The organism is Pseudomonas sp. P5_B3 (genome assembly GCF_056400405.1).
Genome location: NZ_JBFULI010000026.1, coordinates 22186 through 41760, shown reverse-complemented (window position 1 = coordinate 41760; position 19575 = coordinate 22186). Strand labels below are relative to the sequence as shown.

Annotated in this window: 20 protein-coding genes; 11 read left to right on the top strand and 9 right to left on the bottom strand. The window is 57.5% G+C overall.

Annotated features, from left to right (window positions below; translation table 11 throughout):
• Window positions 1-2: 2 nt before the first annotated feature.
• Window positions 3-728, top strand: coding sequence for a heme-copper oxidase subunit III family protein (locus AC1DRN_RS16460; protein WP_223460676.1), 726 nt, complete (start codon window positions 3-5; stop codon window positions 726-728).
• Between the two features lie 12 nt (window positions 729-740).
• The gene (locus AC1DRN_RS16455; protein ID WP_223460674.1) at window positions 741-1058 is read left to right on the top strand and encodes a cytochrome C oxidase subunit IV family protein; all 318 of its coding nucleotides are present in this window, start codon (window positions 741-743) and stop codon (window positions 1056-1058) included.
• A 32-nt stretch (window positions 1059-1090) separates the two neighbouring features.
• Here AC1DRN_RS16455 and AC1DRN_RS16450 read toward each other — a convergent pair whose 3' ends face one another.
• From AC1DRN_RS16450 to AC1DRN_RS16440, 3 genes are all read right to left on the bottom strand, one after another.
• Complete coding sequence (locus AC1DRN_RS16450) at window positions 1091-1651, bottom strand: magnesium transporter (protein WP_223460672.1); 561 nt, start codon at window positions 1649-1651, stop codon at window positions 1091-1093.
• A 147-nt stretch (window positions 1652-1798) separates the two neighbouring features.
• The gene (locus AC1DRN_RS16445; RefSeq protein WP_223460670.1) at window positions 1799-2089 is read right to left on the bottom strand and encodes a hypothetical protein; all 291 of its coding nucleotides are present in this window, start codon (window positions 2087-2089) and stop codon (window positions 1799-1801) included.
• A 181-nt stretch (window positions 2090-2270) separates the two neighbouring features.
• A complete protein-coding gene (locus AC1DRN_RS16440) occupies window positions 2271-3092 on the bottom strand; it encodes a helix-turn-helix transcriptional regulator (protein ID WP_223460805.1) in 822 nt (273 codons plus the stop codon).
• A gap of 96 nt (window positions 3093-3188) precedes the next feature.
• Between AC1DRN_RS16440 and AC1DRN_RS16435 the strand changes: the two genes are divergently transcribed.
• Window positions 3189-4145 carry a threonine dehydratase gene (locus AC1DRN_RS16435; protein ID WP_223460668.1) on the top strand — a complete coding sequence of 319 codons (957 nt, stop codon included), beginning with the start codon at window positions 3189-3191 and terminating at the stop codon, window positions 4143-4145.
• Window positions 4146-4269: 124 nt separating this feature from the next.
• Complete coding sequence (locus tag AC1DRN_RS16430) at window positions 4270-4965, top strand: tRNA (adenine(22)-N(1))-methyltransferase (protein WP_317851120.1); 696 nt, start codon at window positions 4270-4272, stop codon at window positions 4963-4965.
• A gap of 30 nt (window positions 4966-4995) precedes the next feature.
• Here the strand turns inward: AC1DRN_RS16430 and AC1DRN_RS16425 are convergent, their stop codons facing one another.
• The gene (locus AC1DRN_RS16425) at window positions 4996-5985 is read right to left on the bottom strand and encodes a GlxA family transcriptional regulator (RefSeq protein ID WP_223460664.1); all 990 of its coding nucleotides are present in this window, start codon (window positions 5983-5985) and stop codon (window positions 4996-4998) included.
• Between the two features lie 194 nt (window positions 5986-6179).
• On the opposite strand from AC1DRN_RS16425, the gene AC1DRN_RS16420 reads away from it, so the two are divergent.
• From AC1DRN_RS16420 to AC1DRN_RS16410, 3 genes are all read left to right on the top strand, one after another.
• The gene (locus tag AC1DRN_RS16420; RefSeq protein ID WP_223460662.1) at window positions 6180-6971 is read left to right on the top strand and encodes a cysteine hydrolase family protein; all 792 of its coding nucleotides are present in this window, start codon (window positions 6180-6182) and stop codon (window positions 6969-6971) included.
• 234 nt (window positions 6972-7205) lie between these two features.
• Window positions 7206-8042 carry an alpha/beta fold hydrolase gene (locus AC1DRN_RS16415; protein ID WP_223460803.1) on the top strand — a complete coding sequence of 279 codons (837 nt, stop codon included), beginning with the start codon at window positions 7206-7208 and terminating at the stop codon, window positions 8040-8042.
• A 732-nt stretch (window positions 8043-8774) separates the two neighbouring features.
• Window positions 8775-9422, top strand: coding sequence for a hypothetical protein (locus AC1DRN_RS16410; protein ID WP_223460801.1), 648 nt, complete (start codon window positions 8775-8777; stop codon window positions 9420-9422).
• 482 nt (window positions 9423-9904) lie between these two features.
• Here the strand turns inward: AC1DRN_RS16410 and AC1DRN_RS16405 are convergent, their stop codons facing one another.
• On the bottom strand, window positions 9905-10336 hold the full coding sequence (locus AC1DRN_RS16405; RefSeq protein ID WP_458237053.1) for a hypothetical protein: 432 nt from the start codon (window positions 10334-10336) through the stop codon (window positions 9905-9907).
• Window positions 10337-10759: 423 nt separating this feature from the next.
• On the opposite strand from AC1DRN_RS16405, the gene AC1DRN_RS16400 reads away from it, so the two are divergent.
• From AC1DRN_RS16400 to AC1DRN_RS16390, 3 genes are all read left to right on the top strand, one after another.
• Window positions 10760-11200, top strand: coding sequence for an Ohr family peroxiredoxin (locus tag AC1DRN_RS16400; protein ID WP_223460658.1), 441 nt, complete (start codon window positions 10760-10762; stop codon window positions 11198-11200).
• 126 nt (window positions 11201-11326) lie between these two features.
• Window positions 11327-11785 (top strand): MarR family winged helix-turn-helix transcriptional regulator, encoded by a 459-nt coding sequence (locus tag AC1DRN_RS16395; protein WP_108215731.1) that lies wholly within the window; start codon window positions 11327-11329, stop codon window positions 11783-11785.
• A gap of 334 nt (window positions 11786-12119) precedes the next feature.
• On the top strand, window positions 12120-13571 hold the full coding sequence (locus tag AC1DRN_RS16390) for a multiheme c-type cytochrome (RefSeq protein WP_223460656.1): 1452 nt from the start codon (window positions 12120-12122) through the stop codon (window positions 13569-13571).
• Between the two features lie 138 nt (window positions 13572-13709).
• Here the strand turns inward: AC1DRN_RS16390 and AC1DRN_RS16385 are convergent, their stop codons facing one another.
• A complete protein-coding gene (locus tag AC1DRN_RS16385; protein WP_223460653.1) occupies window positions 13710-13988 on the bottom strand; it encodes a DUF2790 domain-containing protein in 279 nt (92 codons plus the stop codon).
• A 714-nt stretch (window positions 13989-14702) separates the two neighbouring features.
• Here AC1DRN_RS16385 and AC1DRN_RS16380 point away from each other — a divergent pair.
• On the top strand, window positions 14703-15407 hold the full coding sequence (locus AC1DRN_RS16380; RefSeq protein WP_223460639.1) for a response regulator: 705 nt from the start codon (window positions 14703-14705) through the stop codon (window positions 15405-15407).
• Here AC1DRN_RS16380 and AC1DRN_RS16375 read toward each other — a convergent pair.
• From AC1DRN_RS16375 to AC1DRN_RS16365, 3 genes are all read right to left on the bottom strand, one after another.
• Window positions 15397-16884 carry a sensor histidine kinase gene (locus tag AC1DRN_RS16375; protein WP_223460799.1) on the bottom strand — a complete coding sequence of 496 codons (1488 nt, stop codon included), beginning with the start codon at window positions 16882-16884 and terminating at the stop codon, window positions 15397-15399. The genes AC1DRN_RS16380 and AC1DRN_RS16375 overlap by 11 nt on opposite strands.
• A 268-nt stretch (window positions 16885-17152) precedes the next feature.
• The gene (locus AC1DRN_RS16370) at window positions 17153-18418 is read right to left on the bottom strand and encodes an MFS transporter (RefSeq protein WP_223460637.1); all 1266 of its coding nucleotides are present in this window, start codon (window positions 18416-18418) and stop codon (window positions 17153-17155) included.
• A gap of 51 nt (window positions 18419-18469) precedes the next feature.
• On the bottom strand, window positions 18470-19540 hold the full coding sequence (locus tag AC1DRN_RS16365) for a sugar phosphate isomerase/epimerase family protein (protein WP_223460635.1): 1071 nt from the start codon (window positions 19538-19540) through the stop codon (window positions 18470-18472).
• Window positions 19541-19575 lie beyond the last annotated feature (35 nt).

Genomic DNA, 19575 nt, shown 5'->3' with positions numbered 1-19575 from the left:
CCATGGCATTGCACCCACTAGCCCAAACCCAAGCCCAAACCGAGCCCCGTTCATCCAATCCACCAGGTTCGCCACCTGCACCGGGATGGCAGGGCATTGCCAGCGACTGGTCCTCGGATAGGGAGGCCTTCAAGCAGGTCCCCTGGGGCAAGGCGATGATGTGGATATTCCTGCTCAGCGACACTTTTATATTCACCTGTTTTCTGACCGGCTACATGTCGGTACGTATGGCTATTACCACCGCCTGGCCGAACCCCAGTGAAGTGTTCGCATTGACGATCGGCGGAAGAGAGATCCCGCTTATTCTGATCGCCATCATGACCTTTGTGCTGATCAGCAGCAGCGGCACCATGGCCATGGCCGTCAATTTCGCCTATCGCCGTGATCGCGTGAAAACCACGGCCCTGATGCTGGCGACCGCTGCCTTGGGGGTGACCTTCGTCAGCATGCAAGCTTTTGAATGGAGCAAGCTCATCGCAGAAGGGGTGCGTCCCTGGGGGAACCCCATGGGGGCGGCGCAATTTGGTGCAAGCTTTTTCATGATTACCGGTTTCCACGGACTGCATGTGTCAATCGGCGCCATCTACCTCAGCATTGTGGCGCGCAAAGTATTGCGGGGAGATTATGAGCGCTCCGGAAACTATCAGAACGTCGAGATAGCCGGGCTTTACTGGCACTTCGTGGATTTGGTGTGGGTGTTTATTTTTGCATTCTTCTATTTATGGTAGAGGAACACGGTGATGGCACAGGCTCAGAGTCAGCAACATCCAATCAGTTTGTACCTTAAAATTTGGGGGCTGTTATTCGTCCTCAGCACGATGTCGTACCTTGTCGACTATTTCCACTTCCATGGCTACCTTCGGTGGTTCCTGATTATCACTTTCATGTTGTTGAAGGCAGGTTTAATTGTCTCCATCTTCATGCATATGGCCTGGGAGCGGCTGGCCCTGGTCTATGCCATATTGGTGCCGCCTTTGTGTTTACTGGTGCTGGTCGGACTGATGGCCACCGAAGCAGACTATGTCTTCCTCAGTCGGGTCATTTTCTTCGGCCAATAAGCCGCTTTCGGATGGCCATCAGTTTCCAGACGCTAACCCGATATCACTCGCTTGAACTGATGCCATTTGTGCTGCCAGGCCACTGTCCAGTGGGGAGCTGCCGCTCCCGTGCCGGCGATCTTCAGATTTGGATGATGATCGATTACCTGGTCCAGGATCGATTCCTGATCCGGTTCAACATCCACGAAGAAAATATGTTTGCCCTCTTTTACCACCTGCTTGAAATTGCGGAAGTGAGTGTTCGGCACCTGGAACCCAAAAAAACCGCCTTCCCAGATGCAGAAGCCCAAAATAACAATGGCCAGGAAGACAAAAGGCATCCAGCCTGCGGCGGATTCGGTCCAGCCCATCCAATAGGCGCCACCCAGGACCAGTACTGCGAGGGGCAGACCGACCACAGCACCAATCTCACCGGAATGAACAGCATCTTGTTCCATTAACGAGTTGACCTCGTGGAGGTGATGTTCTTCGACATCAGCAACTTTTTCACTGAGTACATGAATCTGTTCAGAATTGATGCCGCTGGCTTCCAACTCATTTTCAACTGTTTCGAGATCGTTGAGATTGTCACTGATGTAATAGTGCCGATTCATGCCACACCTCCAAACCCAAGTTTGCCGTAGACCTCCTTTGTCCGGCAGCCGTTAACAACCGAGATTTGCAGTCAGTAGCTGTGCCGTGGGGAACGTTGCACACTTCTTGCAATCTGAAAAAAAGTATAGCACTCGCCAGCACGCCCCCTAGTTGATCTGCACTATGACCGGTCCTTCGGTTACGATCGGCGGGTTGGCGCGGATACTCGAGGTGTTTTTCTGAATCCAGTCACGCGCCACTTTCAGGCTCGCATCACAGCCGGCCTTGTCTGTGCAAACAGTGATCGCCGTACCACCGTCACCCGTATTGAGCAATGTGTAGCTGACGAGGCCAGGCACTGTCCGCAAGGTCGCTTCGATGTCGTCTTTGCGCTCTTCCAGACGCTCGAAAAGCTGCTTCGCTCCCGTACCCAGGTAGGTTCTTATCACCGCGTACATAGTCGTCTCCTTTGGGAGTACCGTCTTGATGCCCATCCAGATCCGTTGATGGCCGCAATCACACAAGTTTCAGCTCGCCCTGATTCATTAAGCTTAGCCAAACGCCGGCGACAACCGAAATGCAACGACCACCGGCCCATCGCAAACATCAAAAAACGCGGAGCCAACTGAAAACCCGGCGCTAACTGAACCTTGAACATTGACGCAACTGCGCCGGGCTCACGCCAAGGCGTTGCTTGAAGGTGGTCGCCATGTGTGCCTGGGAGTTGAAACCGCAGGCGTAGGCGATCTGCGTCAGCGTGGCAGTCGAATCGCGCATCAGGGCTCGGGCCCTGGCGAGGCGTCGGTCGATCAGGTAGCCGTGCGGGCTTTTGCCTGTGACGTTTTTGAAGGACCGCATGAAATAGCCTTCGGACAATCCAAGCACGCCCGCCATCGCCGATACGCTCAACGGACCATCGAGGCCCGCATCAATGAACTCATCGAGCAAGCGCATCCGGTTGCCCGTTATCGAGCCAGGGGGCGCTGCCGACACTGCTTCGCTACCCGTCGCCCGCTCAGACAATGCCAGTGCCCAGGCCTCCCAATCGTCCTCCACGCAAGCGTGCAACAGCGCGATGCGCATTCGCCATGCGAGGGCAGTGGCCTGCCGGTCGATGCGATTGTTGAAGGCACGATCCCCGACCAGCACAACACCGTCGGTGCGCATCACCCGCAGGTATTCACCGCCCGTGGGTGATTCGGACAACACGTCACACCCGGCGGGAACGAACGCCAGGCCGTTGGGCATGGCATCGAAGGGTTGTACCCGGTCACTGCCGATAGCGTGCAGGCCTCTCTGGCTGTCGAAGGCAAAGCCAATTCCCGCCTGGGTCGCCACATATCGGGTCGCGTACGCGCTTGCGGGGAGCAATTCAATCGACCACGCACCGGCCTCGATACGGCGGACCGGTTCGGACAGAAGTGGTGGCGTCATGCGGTTTCGATAGCTCATGAACACCATAGTAGTGAAGAGGGGGGACAAAAGTCAGGTCAGTTTTTTGAAAGCCGGCGTACTGCGTCCGTGTCCAGACTGGGCAACATCTCAGGGGGATAACTCATGCACAGACTGACTCGCGACGATATCGAACAGGCAGCACGCAACGTTTACCAGGTCATGCCGGCCACCGCCCAGTACCCATGGCCGTTGCTGGCTCGGCGGTTGGGTTGCACGGTGTGGGTCAAGCACGAAAATCACACGCCTACCGGTGCTTTCAAAGTGCGCGGCGGTATCACCTTCATGCATTGGCTCAAACGCGAGCACCCAGGCGCGAAGGGCATTGTCAGCGCTACCCGCGGCAACCATGGCCAGAGCCTGGCGCTGGCGGCTGGCGCTCTGGGTTTGCGGGCGTTGATCGTCGTGCCGCAAGGTAACTCGGTAGAAAAGAACAACGCCATGCGCGGCTTTGGCGCTGAAGTGGTCGAGTATGGCCGCGATTTCGATGATGCCCGTGAAGAGGCTGCACGCCTTGCGCACGTGCATGACCTGTTCCTGGTTCCGCCGTTTCACACCGAGCTGGTCAAAGGCGTCGCCACTTATGCGCTGGAGCTGTTCAACGCAGCGCCAGACCTGGATACCGTATATGTACCGATTGGCTGTGGATCGGGGATTTGCGGGGTGATCGCCGCCCGCGATGCGCTAGGCCTGAACACCCGGGTGGTGGGCGTGGTTTCCACGGAGGCGGCCGCCGCACAGTTGTCGTTTGACACCGGAGTCCTATGCGAAACCGCCTCGGCAACCACCTTTGCCGACGGTCTGGCCGTACGCAAGCCGGTGCCTGAGGCCTTTGCCGTCTACGCGCAGGGTGCGGCGCGGATCGTATCGGTCAGCGATGACCAGATCGCCGAGGCCATGCGCGTGTATTACACCGATACCCATAACCTCGCTGAGGGGGCCGGTGCGGCGGCGTTGGCAGCGCTGATTTCGGAACGTGAAGCCATGTCGGGAAGAAGGGTGGGTGTGATTCTGTCCGGTGGCAACGTCGACAGATCGGTGTATGCGCAAGTGATTGCATAAAGGCGCAATGACCTTGGTTACATAAACTTGGCCACATAAATTTGAAATGCACGGCGTTGCTCGACACAATCGCGCCCCGATCCGGCCAAAGGCGCCGGACGTTCGTGGTGAAAAGGGGCCGCAGGTGAACGAACAGACATTGTCCATGCGCCTGGAGCGCGTGGCGGCGCATGTGCCAGCCGGCGCGCGCCTGGCCGATATCGGCTCGGATCACGGCTACCTGCCGGTGGCGTTGATGCGCCGTGGCGCCATCGCGGCGGCGGTGGCCGGCGAGGTGGCGTTGACGCCGTTCCGCGCGGCCGAACGCACCGTGCGCGAGAATGGCCTGGACCCGCAGATCACCGTGCGTCTGGCCAACGGCCTGGCGGCAATCGAGCCGGGAGACGGGATCACGGCGATCAGCATCTGCGGTATGGGCGGCGAAACGATCCGCGACATTCTCGACAGCGGCAAGGCGTACCTGAGCGGTCAGGAGCGCCTGATCCTGCAACCCAACGGCGGCGAACAGCCACTGCGCCAATGGCTGATGGACAATGGCTACCGCATCCTCTGCGAGGAAGTGCTGCGGGAAAATCGTTTCGACTACGAAATCATCATCGCCGAGCACGCCGGGCCGGTGATGTACACCGCCGAGGAGCTGTACTTCGGCCCATTGCAGATGCAGGCCCGCAGTCCGGCGTTCCTGCTCAAATGGCAGCGCAAGCTGCGCCAGAAGCAGAAGACCCTGACCCACTTTGCCCGGGTACAACAGGCCGTGCCCGAAGAAAAGGTGCAGGACATCGCGCGTCAGGCCCGGTGGATCACCGAGTTGCTGGCTTGAGCCCGATCCGGGGTTCGTACGCGCCTTCGCTTACTCCGGCGATGGGTCCAGCTTTTTTCCGGAGCCATTGCCTTTGGCCTGACGGGCGCTGCGACGCAGTTCTTGTGGCGTGCGCCCCACGACTCGCACGAAGCTGCGAAGCATGTGATCGGCATCGCCGAACCCGAAGCACCTGGCGATCTCTTCGAAAGTCTGGTGCCCGTCCTCAACCAATGGCCGCGCAGACTCGATACGCAGACGCTCGATAGCTTTCGCCGGCGTCACCCCCACCGATGCCGCGAAGACGCGGCCAAACTGGCGCACGCTCATATGTGCAACGTCTGCCAGGCGTTCAACCGACAGATCATCACGAAGATGATCGCGCACATGGCTCAGCACCGTGCGGATCCGATCCGAGCCAGGGTCGAAATCCAGCAGCGAAGAGAACTGATACTGACCACCGGGTCGCCGATAGTAGACCACCAGCATGCGCGCGACGGAGCGTGACACTTCCTTGCCCAAGTCCTGCTCGATCATCGCCAGGGCCATGTCGATGCCAGCCGACATGCCAGCGGACGTCCAGACATTGCCGTCTTCGGTCCAGATACGATCTCCGTCCACCCGCAGTGACGGATAGCGTGCCTGCAATTGTGGCGCGTAGTTCCAGTGCGTGGTCGCGACACGACCGTCGAGCAGGCCGCTCTCGGCCAGCAGGAAGGCGCCGGTGCAGACGCTGGCAGTGCGGCGAGCACGCGGGGACATCTGCCGTATCGCCGCTGCCATCGGCATCATCCGGTCATCGATCGGAGCGGTGGGGGCGCCGACGATGATCAGCGTGTCGAGATGGTCGACAACCTCCAGGGCTTGCGTCGCGACTTGCAGTCCGCTCGAAGCGCTGATCAATCCGCCTTCAAGCGAAGCGACTGTGAATCGATAGCCCGAAGCGGGGGCACGATTGGCGTTGGAGAAGGCTTCGAGCGGGCCGCTCAGATCCAGCAATACGAAGCCCGGGTAGACCAGGAAACATATGTGACGCTGCATGCACGGAACATCCAAAGACTGATTGGGGTGCCATAGTACGCACTTGTTGAATGGAAGGTCACGGGGGGCATCGAGCCACCCGCCTCATGCAAGGGGACCGGGCTTGTCGGCCGAAATCCAGGGATAAATGTCCATTTCGTGCCGTCTTCTCGCCGTACCGTAAATGCACCACCCCCACATTGCGGACGTGCAAAATGACCTTCAATCGAATTCATCCCGGCAGACTCCTCTCCTGCGCCACCTTGCTGGGGGCGATCCTGATGGCGCCCGGCATCGGCTTTGCCGCCGAGAACCCCTACGCCGATCCGGTCAAACCCGCGCTCCCGGCCTCCACCTTTCAATGGGATTCCAGTCGAACCGCGCTGGTCGTGATCGACCCGCAGATCGACTTCATGAGTCCGGAGGGTGCTGGATGGTCAATCTTCGGCCAGAGCGTTACCGAGCAGAACCTGGTGCCGAATCTGACCCGGCTGTTCACGGCGTTCAAGCAAGCTGGAGCGACCGTCGCCATCTCGCCGCACTACTACTACCCCCATGATCATCAGTGGGAGTTTGAAGCGCCAGCGGAGACCGTTCAGCACAAGCTGGGCATGTTCGACCGCAAGGGCGCCTTGACGCTGGATGGATTTCGCAATTCGGGTGCCGACTTCATGAAGGAATTCAAACCCTTCATCGAAGACGGCAAGACCCTCGTCGCCTCACCGCACAAGTTATATGGCCCGCAAAGCAACGATCTGATGCTGCAGTTGCGCAAGCAGCGGGTCGACAAAATCATCCTGGCTGGCATGGCGTCCAACCTGTGTGTCGAATCGCATCTACGCGAGTTTCTGGAGCGCGGTTTCGAGGTGGTTGTCGTACGTGACGCTGTCGCCGGCCCGAAGCTGCCTGACGGCGATGGATACGGTAGCGCGCTGGTCAACTTCCGCTACATCGCCAACGGCCTGATGACGACCGATGAGGTCGTGAAAAAGCTGGAAGGGCGCTGACCTTGGGCATGACCCATTTCCTGACCAGACAGGGGAGTCCTTACGGCTCCCGTGTCACTGACTGACGCGGAGTCACCCATGAGCGATAGCGAAAATTCAAGGCTTGTCAGCCCGGACCGACGGGATTTCCTGGTGCTCGGCCTGAGTGCCACGGCCCTCGTTGCCTTGTCCTCGGCACCCGGTCTTGCACTCTCGTCCGTCAACTCTCCTTACACCAACAGCGGAACCATGACCGTGAGCAAAGTGACCACCCAAGATGGCGTTGAAATCTTCTACAAGGACTGGGGCCCGAAGAGCGCCCAGCCCATCGTGTTCCACCATGGGTGGCCGCTGAGCGGTGACGATTGGGACAGCCAGGCGCTGTTCTTCGTTGGCCAGGGCTATCGCGTCATTGCACACGATCGCCGCGGCCACGGCCGCTCGTCTCAGGTGAGCGGTGGCCACGACATGGACCACTACGCGGCGGATGTCGCCGCGTTGGTACAGCAACTGAACCTGCGCAACGCCGTGCATATCGGCCACTCGACCGGCGGCGGGGAGGCAACGCGCTATGTCGCCAGGCATGGTCAGTTGCACAAGCGCGTGGCCAAACTGATCCTGATTGGTGCGGTACCGCCGGTCATGGTCAAGAGCCCGGCAAACCCGGGCGGTCTTCCAATCGAGGTGTTCGATGACATGCGCAGGCAACTGGCGGCCAACCGGTCTCAGTTTTATCTGGATGTTGCCAGTGGCCCGTTCTACGGCTTCAACCGCCCGGGTGTCGCTGTTTCACCGGGCATGATCCAGAACTGGTGGCGGCAAGGCATGGCTGGCGCGGCAAATGCCCACTATGAGTGCATCAAGGCCTTCTCTGAAACAGACTTCTCGGATGACCTGCGGGCGATCACCATACCCACTTTGGTCATGCACGGTGATGACGACCAGATCGTTCCTATTGCCGACTCTGCGCTGCTGTCGAGCAAGTTGCTGAAAAACGGATCCCTGAAGGTGTACGAGAAGTACCCGCACGGGATGTGCACGACACACGCCGATGTGGTCAATCAGGATCTGCTGAAGTTCATTCGCGGCTGATCCGGCCCATCCATGGCTCTGCTGGTCGCAGGGCCATGGATGGGCTCTTGGGTCGGCCTCATTATTCTTCTTCCCTGAGTGCATTGATCCGCTCTGATTTTTCCCCAGCTATCAGCGCGGCATGATCTTTCGCATTTTGATTGGCATCGGCGATGGAGAACTAGCCGACAGCCTGGTCGAAAGAGTCCAGCGGGCCCATTTTCGAAAATTTGCGCAGGCCTTCGCGGTAAGCAGTTTTCGCCATTGGTCGGGTCTGGCGACGAAAGTTCAGTGAAATAGCGGTATTTTTTTCGACGTACGAAAAGAAACGATTCAGCGGCGTAGCACCGCGGGTTTCAGCCAAAGAGACAGGGATCCCCAGGTGCTGGAAACAGTACCGTTTGTCGATGCTTTTGCTCAAAAATTGAACGATCGGGATATGGTGGGCTCTGATTTCCCAGCAGGCGGATCCTATAGGGTCCCGCTGTACTCACTAGAAAAATGGACGTATACCTCATCTGCATTGAATGGAATGCACATGGGGATTTTTTTTACCTGAGACCTGGAGTGATAGTATGCCGTCATCACTGACTCGCTGGGCGAGTCGCTCCCTCTTGTAATACCTAATTATTAAGTTGCTTTAATCATTGCGAACTTGATCTTGCAGGTGCGAATAAATAATTCGCATGCCTGGGGCATGGTGCAATTTGCACTGCCGCTATAAGTGGAGATGTAATCTTGGATATTAATACAATGATCGGCCTGATCAGCCAGAAAGAATCCATGGAGTTTTTGCGTTTAGGTGTTGTTTACGTTCACCTGTTGGCTTGTTGCGTAGCTATTGGCCTGGTGTTTGCCAGCGATGCCGCAATGGTCAAGGACTTATGGAAAGGTCGTGTGTCGTCGGGGCACGATAATGAACATATGGCCAGTCTTCAGAAGTCTGTTTCCAATGCGTTGATATTCTTGTGGATCACCGGAGCTGCGATTATAGGTATTGATTACCTTGATAAAGGCATGAACTATTTTGCCAATCCGAAACTTCAAGCCAAAGTCATTATTGTATTGTTGCTGACATTCAATGGCATGTTGTTGCACCGTTATGTATTGCCGGCAATGCTGAAGGTCGGATCGCTGCTTGATCTCAAGGTCAGTGTACGAATGTTTGCCCTGTTCTCTGGCGCACTGTCGGGCGTGTCCTGGCTGTATGCCGCCATGCTCGGTGTCGGTCGACCTCTGGCCTGGAAATACTCGCTCACCGAGTTGCTGATGGCCTATCCGGTGTTGATCGTACTCGGCTTTGCGATGATGGTGGCGCTGACTCAGTGGGCGCGCAATCGCCACGAGGCAACGCCGACTCAAGAGACTTGGCTGTTCGCGGGTATTCCTGCGCTGCGCTGAGCTGACGAAAATCCAGGTAAAGACGGGTAAAACCGTTTGACCCTTTGAAACATCAGCGCCCCTGCGGAGGGACTTATACCCTAAAGGTACATGGTTCTGAGAGCGGGGCCCAAAGGTCTGGCAGATGTCGGCTTTCGAGCATCATATCCTTTCGATGTAGAAATACATCGCAAGACATCGCTATTCCTGAGCGCCGACGGCAACGTCGGCGTTTTTTTTTGGGGGTTCTTCACGCAATCCCGGGAAACACAGAAACAAGAACGCCGTTTGGCTAGATGTCTGTTTCAGCGCCAAGGCCCGGCCGGGGTCCATGGCCGACTATAATTTAGTGCAGGGGGACCGTCGGAGGTGGCGCTATGCGTATCTTCAAGCAACTCCTGCTCTTGGTCGCGGGGCTTCTGGCAAGCAACCTCTCCCTGGAGGCAATCAGCGGTGGCGGCCTCGGTCAAAATCCTCACCCGGCCGTTCCGGTTAGTGGGCAGCTACAGCAATGCGGGCAATTCCACCATTTCCACAGTGGCTCGTTTCATATGGGGAACCGGCATTTCGCGCCAATGCACAGCCGGCATTTCGTACCAATGCACAGCGGGCATTTCGTACCAATGCGCAGCCGGCATTTTGTACCAATGCACAGCGGGCATTTCGTACCAATGCACAGCGGGCATTTTGTACCAATGCACAGCGGGCATTTCGTACCAATGCACAGCCGACATTTCGTACCAATGGATAACCGGCATTTCGTACCGATCCACCGGATAAACAGCTTCGAGGTGATCAGAGGGCCCGGGTTCAGCGATCGGCGCTTCGGTTCCAGGCACGTTCACTTCGTGCGTCAGTTCGATCCGCGGACGGGGCAGTTTGTGATTCAGGAATTTGTCTGGTGAAGCATGCCGCTCCAGAGAACCGGGCAACAACAACTCACACCATCCGTTCCTGGCGCAATACCTCACCCCGGGGTCCCCATAGGGCCGGACGGTGAGAAGCCGATCATTCTTTCGGCAAGGGGGAGGGTAGCGGGGTTGACCTTGTGTCTACCGCTCATCGCCAAGGCATAAAATAAACTTTGACATCATTGGGGCATTGGTTGAATATTCATCTATCGCATGCGATCTAATCGAGTGCGAACACAGCCAACAGCAACCCTTGCCGTTTGGAGATTCAGCCATGAACACCGCAAGCAGCCGCAAAATGTTTATCTCTACCGCTCAAGCCTCCCATGGCCAAAACGGCAACAACTGGATCATTGCACACGCCAATTGCTGAACGCTGTCTTTTTAAATGCTAAATACACCGTATACGATAAGATCGCATGCATATTAAATACTGAGGAAATCCCCATGAGCAAGATCGAAAAAGTACTGGCTACCGGCAAAACCCACACCACTCGCAGCGCTGTTGGCGGTCACAAAGGCAATCTCGATATCGAACTGTCGTCACCGGGTTCCGCCCAACCGGCCCATGTTTTTGCCGCCGTCCAGCCGCACCCGAAAGCCGAGCAGCTGTTTGCCGGGGCATGGTCTGCCTGCTACACCGCGGCAGTGGGGCTGGTGGCCCAGGAACGCAATATCGTGTTGCCGGCGGATATGGCCGTCGACATCGAAGTGGACCTGGGCCAGACCGGCGCGGCTTACTTCCTCCAGGCACGACTGACTTTGCGCGTGCCGGGGCTKGATCATGGGGTGGCGACCGAGTTGGCCCACAACGCCGATGCAATCTGCCCGTACTCCAAGGCAACACGCGGCAACATCGATGTCGACATCAATGTCCTGACGGCATAACCCACTGAAGGCCGGCTCACCAGGGATTTTCCCGGTGAGCCGGCCTTCAGTGTTTATACGCACTTCCGAYACCATCGCGTACGACGTATAGTTTCAGTCTTGCAAGACTGACCCATGAGAACGTCCATGAAAAACACCGACAAAACATCCGCCCTGGATCTCAAACTCTCCGATTTCCTGTGTTTTGCGGTCTATTCAGCCAACCTGGCCTTCGGCAAGGCCTACAAGCCGATGCTTGAACGGCTCGGCCTGACCTATACGCAATACATCACCCTGGTTGCGCTGTGGGAGGAAGACAACCAGACCGTTGGCAGCCTCGGCGAAAAGCTGTTTCTCGAATCCAATACCCTCACGCCGATCCTCAAGAAGCTGGAAGCGATGGGGTATTTGCTGCGCCAGCGCGACCCGGAAGACGAACGCCAGGTGCGGATCAGTCTGACCAAAGAGGGACGAAAACTGCGCGAAGGCCTCACCGAAGACGGCTTCCCGCAAACCGGTCTTGACCCCGACGACTTCGTGCAAATGCAGAAGGCCATTGTGAAGTTACGGGGCAATCTCATCCGCTCGACGAAAGACCGGGAGTAAGTCGTAGCGAGTCAAGTGAGTGGCCCCCGATTTCGGAGTGAGCTGCCCCACAAACGGGGCGCCATTCCCCAGCAGTATTCGCGTCTCCTCCAGCACGGTATTTCAACCTCTGGCCAATGTTTACGGGGCTCGCACGCGTTTTACACAACGCTGGCAAAGTAATTGCTGAGTGAGAGCTTGTCCCGTTCTTGAAAGTTGCAGAGTCGGGAACCTGTGGAGCTGTCAGTACCCCATTGAGTGATCGCATGTAACCATCGGTTTACATCGCGAAATACCCCGCCTGCTCAATTGAAGTGCTGCTGTCCTCCTCTGCAACCGTCCAGGGGAAATGCTTATGAGCCACTCCAGATATACGCGTGCGCAAGTAGCGCTGCGCGGGTTGTGTTTTCTGGCTTGCCTGCTGACGGTAACGCTGATGGCGGCAGACGAACCTCAGGTTAATGACAATCAAAGTAATGAGAAGTGGCTGGAGCCGGCACGTTCCAGGCTCATGCACGTGACTGGCGCGATGCCGTTCTTTCCGCATCGGGCCAATACCCCCGGCAACCTGGTTTTGAATGTAAATGACTTCGACAATGCCCAGGTCTGTGGCGCTTGTCATACGGAGATTTACAAACAGTGGCGCTCCTCGATGATGTCCCAGGCCTGGGATGAACCCATCTATCGGGCCTTGCTCCAGCGTGCGAGTTCGGCCACCGAGGGGAAGGTCGATAACTTCTGCACCGGCTGCCATACCCCGATCGGTCTCACGACCGGGCAGATCAATTCGCAAGTCAACCGCTCTTCAATTGAAGACAGCGCGAAAAATCATCCGATGCCCGGGGTCGATTGCGAGACCTGCCACAACATCAGTGCCCGCACGGGCCTCGATAACGGTGCCTATGTTCTGAGCCCTCGAGCGCACGGTAAACCGACCAAGTTCGGCCCGCGTAAAGACGCCGTTTCGCCTTATCACGACACCGTGTATTCCGCTCTGCACACGCGCTCGGACTTTTGCGGCACCTGCCACAACGTCACGCACCCGTTCAGCAGTGTGGCGGTCGAGCGTACCTATGACGAATGGCAGGAGAGCGCCTACAGCCTTAACGGCGTAACCTGCCAGAGCTGCCATATGCCGGGTTTTGCGGGCAAGGCCGCGATCATGGGGCCAGACCGCGAGGAGGTCGCCTCGCATTGGTTCAGCGGAGCCAACGCGATGATGCTCAAGCATCTCGGTCAGGAAGTGGGCGCGCAACGCGCGCGCGACATGCTCGCGCGGGCGGGGGAAATAACCTTCCAGCAACTGCCGGCCGCCATCATTCCCGGGCAATACAACTCGGTAGCCGTCAAAGTTTCCAACGTCGGCGCCGGGCACAAGCTGCCGACCGGTTTTCCGGAGGGACGGGAGATCTGGATCGACTTCCGGGTGCTGGATGCCAGTGGTCGCGAGGTCTATCGACTGGGTGCGATCAAGGACGGCAAGACCGAGGACAACACGCGAAACTTCAAAGTGCACATCGGCGACGAGGACGGCAATCCGTTGGACGTCGAGGTCTGGAATGCCACACAGATTCTCTCGGACAACCGCATTCTGCCCAAGGGCTACGATATCGGGGAGTTCTCCTTCCTGGTACCGGCCGACGCCGTCGGGCCGCTGACCCTGACTGCTGCACTGAACTACTGGCCATTCTCCCAGAAGCTGGCCGATTACCTGCTCGGCAAGGACAAGGTGCAGGTGGAAATCACCCAGATGGCCAAAGTCACGCAGAGCGTACCCTTGTCACCGATCACTGCGTCCCGACCCTAGGGGGGCGCGTTGAAGCGCTTTCAGGTTTGCTCCCGGAACACCCGCGCCACGGCGGTGGAGGAGTTGCTGTGACTGGAGCGACTCGGGGTTCCGGCCTGCGCCGCGCAGGCACGGCCCAGAACCCTATCGGTGAGCGGATCAGGCAATTCTGGTGGGGTCGGCGGGGCTTGCACCCCATTCGAGGAAGCGGATCTTGTGAATCTCGCCTTCGCTGTCTTCGTAGACCAGGGTCACCGGTACCACGCCGGTCTTGTCGGATGTATCAGTGCGCTGCAATACCCGTTTCACATCGATGTCCATTCCGTAGTGGTATTCGACGGCCGAGACATGCGCGCCGGGTTCTTGCAGGCTGTTCTGGTCGAAGACACTGGGTGCGAGACTGGAAATCACGGCACTGACAATTGTGGCGATGCTCATAAGGCTGTACCTCTACTGAAGTTCGCTTGACAAGGACTTAATGTGACACGCGATGAAAGTGAAGTTCATCGCACCGCGACGAACGTGCCTGCCTGAAAAGCCTGTAGTGGCTGCAATCTCCCGGCAATTCCCCGCGCTTGACGCCTCTCGACCGTTCGTCCTTTAAACCCCCGTATTTGCTGGGCAAAGTCCGTTTCTGAAGGAGGTCATGACATGTCATCACGGATTTTTCGCGAGGTGGTTGTGACGATACATGAACCGAAAAGCTCGCTCCCACAGTGGCTTTGCGGTGAGCGCGTCATTTGCGTACACCTGCGATCAATTGTGGGAGCGAGCTTGCTCGCGATGGCGGCGTGTCAGGCGGCATGGATGTTGGCTGCGATGGCCTCATCGCGAGAACGCCTGCTATCGAGCACGGGGGCTGTATGTACCCAAGCGCAGGAGAGCGACTGTTGGTCGGATGAAAGATGGGGCCGGGTTTTATGGCGCCGGCTGTTTATTGACGTTTTTAATGGCGTTTTAAAACAATGGGTTGGCGTCTGAAAATCAGAGTCTTGTCATAGTGAATGCTTGTTGACGATCGAATTGAGTCCGACCTAAGTCTGATTTCCGAACACCAGGAGCCCGGGACATGCGACTGGCGACCGGCGGCGTCCCCGGTTCCCTGCTATTAATCAATGAGTGTTCGAGTGCTGATCGTTTCGGGAGCGCGTCATGAATCCAACCATTCGCATCGGCATTGCCGACGATCATCCGATGTTGCGTGAGGGAGTTGCCAATACGTTGAGAAAACGGGCGGATCTTCAGGTCGTGGAGCAGGGCGCCAATGCGCAAGATGCCATGGATATTGCCCGCAAGATCCGTCCGGATGTGATGTTGATGGACGTCAATATGCCGGGCGATGTGTTCGCCGCGGTGCGGTTCATTTCCACTCAACTGTCGAATGTGAAGGTACTGATGCTGACGGTTTCGGAAGCCGAAGATGACGCCTTTTTGGCACTGGAGGCCGGCGCGCGCGGGTATGTGTTGAAAGGAGTCAGCGGACCGGAACTGGTCCTGGCTATCAGATCGGTTGCCAGGGGGGAGACGTATATCACCCCCGAGTTCGCCAACAAACTGCTGAGTAACGACAAGAAGCCCGAAGCGCAAATTCACACGATTGATCTGACCCATCGCGAGGAGGAGGTCATTCGTGAAGTTTCAAAGGGGCTGACCAATAGGGAGGTTGCGACAAAGCTGATGATCAGCGAAAAAACCGTCAAGCACCACATGGGCTGCGTGATGCAGAAACTGCACGCCCGAAATCGTGTCGAAGCGGTCACGGCTCTACGGCATTACAGGGAGCGCGAAGCTGTCGGGCGACTTCACAACGGCGCAGCAAAAACACCAATGGATGCCGGAACACTCCCTAGAGTTTGAACTGTGCATTGACCGACGTACCAGAGACGCAAGAGTCGATGCTGAACAACCCACCCAGAGATTCAATGCGATAACGCAAACCGGCGAGCCCCAATCGGGTTCTGCCGGATGCCCCTTGCAGCATGGCGTCCGCCGCCATGCCTGGACCACTGTCCCTGACGCTGATGTTCAATACTTCATCAATGTATTGCGCCTGGATGACCTGACCCTCGCCGTTGGCATGCAGGTAAGCGTTGTTGAGGGCTTCTTGCACAAAACGGTACAAACAGAGTTTGAGCGGTAGTGGCGCGGCCTCCGGTAGCAGTCCCAGGGTTAATGTGACCTTGGTGCCAGTGCGTTGCTCGTGCCGTTGCGCCACCAGTTGCAACTCTTCCACCAGGCTCAATTCATTGATTTCCGGAAGTGCCAGGCCTCGCGATAAATCGCGGACCTCACGCAGTGCGTCGGTGGCGGCGCCACGAATGGTTTCCAGCGACTCCTGATCGACAGCGGAACAGTTTTCGGCCAGGTCGTCGAGCCGGATCAGAATCAAGGTCAATAACTGCGCCGGCCCATCGTGCAGGTCTGCACCAATGCGCCTCAAGGTGAGTTCGTTGACATGGGAAAACTCCTGGGTAGCCGTCGCCATCTTGCTCTGGAGTTCGGCATTGCTGATGTGCAGACGGGTTTGCTCCTGCAGCCGTAAGCGCAGTGCCACTTGTTGTCGCTGGATGATCTTGTCACCGCGTCGCACGATGAAAAAAAGCAGCGTCAGCATTGCCAGGGTCGCGGCGCCAACGACCACCCATACCTGCTCTCGGACGCGATTGATCTCGCGCTTCAGACTATCGGCCTTTTCATAAAATTCACCCACCGCGATGACTTTCCTGGTGCTTGAATCCCGCAGGGGCGCGTAGATCTCATAGAGCGGCACGTTGAGGTTGCGCTCGAACTCGTTCTCATCCTCGTTCAGCCCTTCAAGGTCGGTGACCACTTTGCCCTTGAGTGCCTCGGTGATCTCATCCAAAGGGAATGTGTGGTTGGTGATGGCTTTATTCGTGCTGTAGACCACCGTGCCATCCGCCCGCCAGATCTTGATCGAGACAATATGATGTTTGAGCGAACGACTTTCCGTGAGGTGGTCCAGGGACTGGACACTTGCATCCGAGAGTTTGTTGTCCCGGCTCATCTCCTGCACATAGGGCTCCAGAAACGTATCCATGTACTGAGCGCCTGCTTCTGCTGCGCTATGTACCGCGGCACTTTCTATGCGTGCGCTCACCAGTTTGCCGACGAAGAACATGGTCAGTCCCAGGATCACCGCAGCGGCAATGACAAACTGGGTCGAGCGACTCAGATTGCGCGCCTTGACCCTGATCCGTGTGCGCCAGATTCCATTGCGAGCGGCATCGCAAACAAGGGCTGGCTCGACCAGAGCCTCAGTCTCCTGTGCGATAAAAGTCGCGTGTTCCGATTCGGCTTTTGCATCTTTTGCCATCGACCTGGTTCCCTGATCATCGTGATAAGTCGGTTGGAAACCCTGCAACTCAACGGATATCTGGAGATTGGCTGTGGACGCCACGCCCATGACTGACAGTAGTTCACTGTATAGCGATCCGACAGCTTCACCGATGGATTACACACCACGGATGATCAGCAAGAGCATCGTCAGTGCTGCTTGATGGCGGCGCCCGTGCGGCGGTAACCGAAACSTYTCGGTTACCGCCGCACGGCAATGTGTTGCGACGCGTACACCCGACCTATGTTCAGGCTTGCGCGGCGCTGACCTTGCCGGTGACCGTGGAGTTTTTCCGAACCGCTTGATACAGCAGGCTGGAGACCATGAACCCGACAATGGCCAACAGACTCATTAACGAGAACACGTAGTTGTAGCCTTGCTGACCCGGGAAATGGTCAAGGATTGCGCCGTAGATGACGTAGGCAAACATGCCAGGCGCATAGCCGACCAGGCAACCAATGCCAAAGGCTGAACCGGTGATGTGCTGGGGTATGCCGACTTCACCCATGGGTGCCCAGAACACGCCGCGCATGGAAAAGACAATCAGCGCGAAGGAGAGGGTGGCTGCCATGCCCGCATAGATGAAACCCGGGCTTTTCGGGATGAGCATGATGACGCCCATCAGCGGCAACAAAGCCAGGAATGCCCACTTCAGATAGCGGCTGGAACTCTTGAACTGCTTGTCGGCAATGAAGCCACCGGCGGGGCCGCCGAGGATCTTGAGGAAGTACTGGTTGATGATGCCATAGGCGCCCACCAGGGCGACGGGCAGTTCGTACATGTCCTTGAGGTAGGGAATGAAATAGGTCAGGCCGCAATACACGATGTAGACCATGAACACGTTGAGGCTGACCAGCCAGATGCCCGGCACCTTGATGGCCTCTAGCAGGTTCGACATTCCGTTCTTGGGCTTGGCGGTCGACTGGGTATTGCCGCTCTTGAGCAGCAGCCAGGTCAGGGTCCCGGCAAGAATGTCGATGACCGAATAGAAGAGGATCGCCGACTTCAGACCGTTTTCACCGGAGCCCATGGCGACGAACACGCCCAGTGCAGAGAAGGCGACCAGGGTATCGACGACACCACGTCCACCTTCCAGAAGGCCAAACAGGCGCCCCTGTTCCTTATCGTCTCCCAGATTGCGGATGGCTTTGAGCAGCGAGGGCCAGAAGATGCAGTCGGCACATACGGCCAGCAGGCAGAACACAATCAGCAGATTGCTGAAGGGCGGAAAGGTCGCCAGGTAGAGGCCGAGGCTGCCGGTACCGATCAGGCCGAGGGGGATCAGCTTACGCGTATCGTACCGATCGGCGAGCATGCCGCCCACCACAAACAGCGCGGTGGCGATGATGGCGTTGGCGCTCAGCAGCACGCCAATTTCAGTGTGGGACAGCCCCATGAACTCTTGCATGGGGATATAAAAGGCGTCTTTGAGATTCGCCAGCTTGTAGATGGTGCCGCCACCGAGGATGAGAATCAGGAATCTGAGCCATTTGGCCTTGTCATGGGATGTCATTATTGTTCTCCAGGCTTGATTGGGTAGGCAGTGCCGGTCGGCACGTCAGGTTCAGGCGTCAGCGCAATGGGCCAGGGTCAACTCGGCCAGGGTTCGGAACTCGGCCAGCAGACCTCGTACATAGGCAACCTGGTTGTTGGCCCAACGGTGTTCATCGGCCAGCATTTGCTCCAGCGAGAAGCCTTCCGGCAGCGCTGTTTCACTCATTTCCCGGTACGCAATGAACGGGTCCGCGGCTTCGTCCATCTGGCGGAACGCCGGGGCAACGTAGTGGTTTTCCTGCTCGAGAATGAACGCGATCACTTGCACAGCTGATTCGCCGAGCATCAGCAGTTCGAACAACATGCGTGCGTTGGGCAGGTCGTCTTCGTCACAGCCCTGCAGCACGCCGTAATGGCCGAATGCATTTTGCTCGGGGACGATGCGCACACCCTTGAGGTGGGTCTGGCGTATGTGCGGCGCCAGGTTACGGAGCGCAGCAAGGGGCTGTTCGCAGGCATTGATCATGTTGCCGAAATCGAACAGGGCATGCAGCCGAGGGTGGTTCAGGCGGTTCAACAGTTGCGCGATCTCGCTGCTCTTGAGCTCCTCATGCTGCTCGAAGTCGAAGAACAGGTCGTGCTCGTCTGCCTGCTGCGCGAGGTAGTGCAGGTCCGACTCGATCAGGTCCATGACCCGCGACAGCGCTCCTTCGTAGCGTGAGTAAACACGGATGTTGCGGGTGCCCAGCGCCCTGGCAATGGCGATCACTTGATCGACATCTTTTTTCAGGGTGCTGCTGATTTCCAGATGCACATCCAGCCCGAGTGTTTTGGCCTTGGCAGCGAACGCCTGAAGTTGCGTGGCTGTCATTTGACTGAGGCTGTTTTCCTCACCGTCGAGCAAGTGCAGGCTCAGCCCCTGCAGCTCGTGGCGATAGGCGAAGTCCAGCAGGTCAGCAGGTGTCACGCGGCCGTGGGTCAGGTTGGTCAGCAAGGGGTAGGCATGGGCAAACAGGCGCAGTTGGCCCAGTCGGTCGAGCAACTGGCGGGCCAGTGCCTCAGTCAGTACGGGGGGAGCCCCGGCCTCGACAGCCTTATGGCTGAGCAATGCGTTGAATCGTTCCTGGATCTTATTGTTCATACGAGTCGTTCCTGGTTCAGACGCCGGGTCTACCG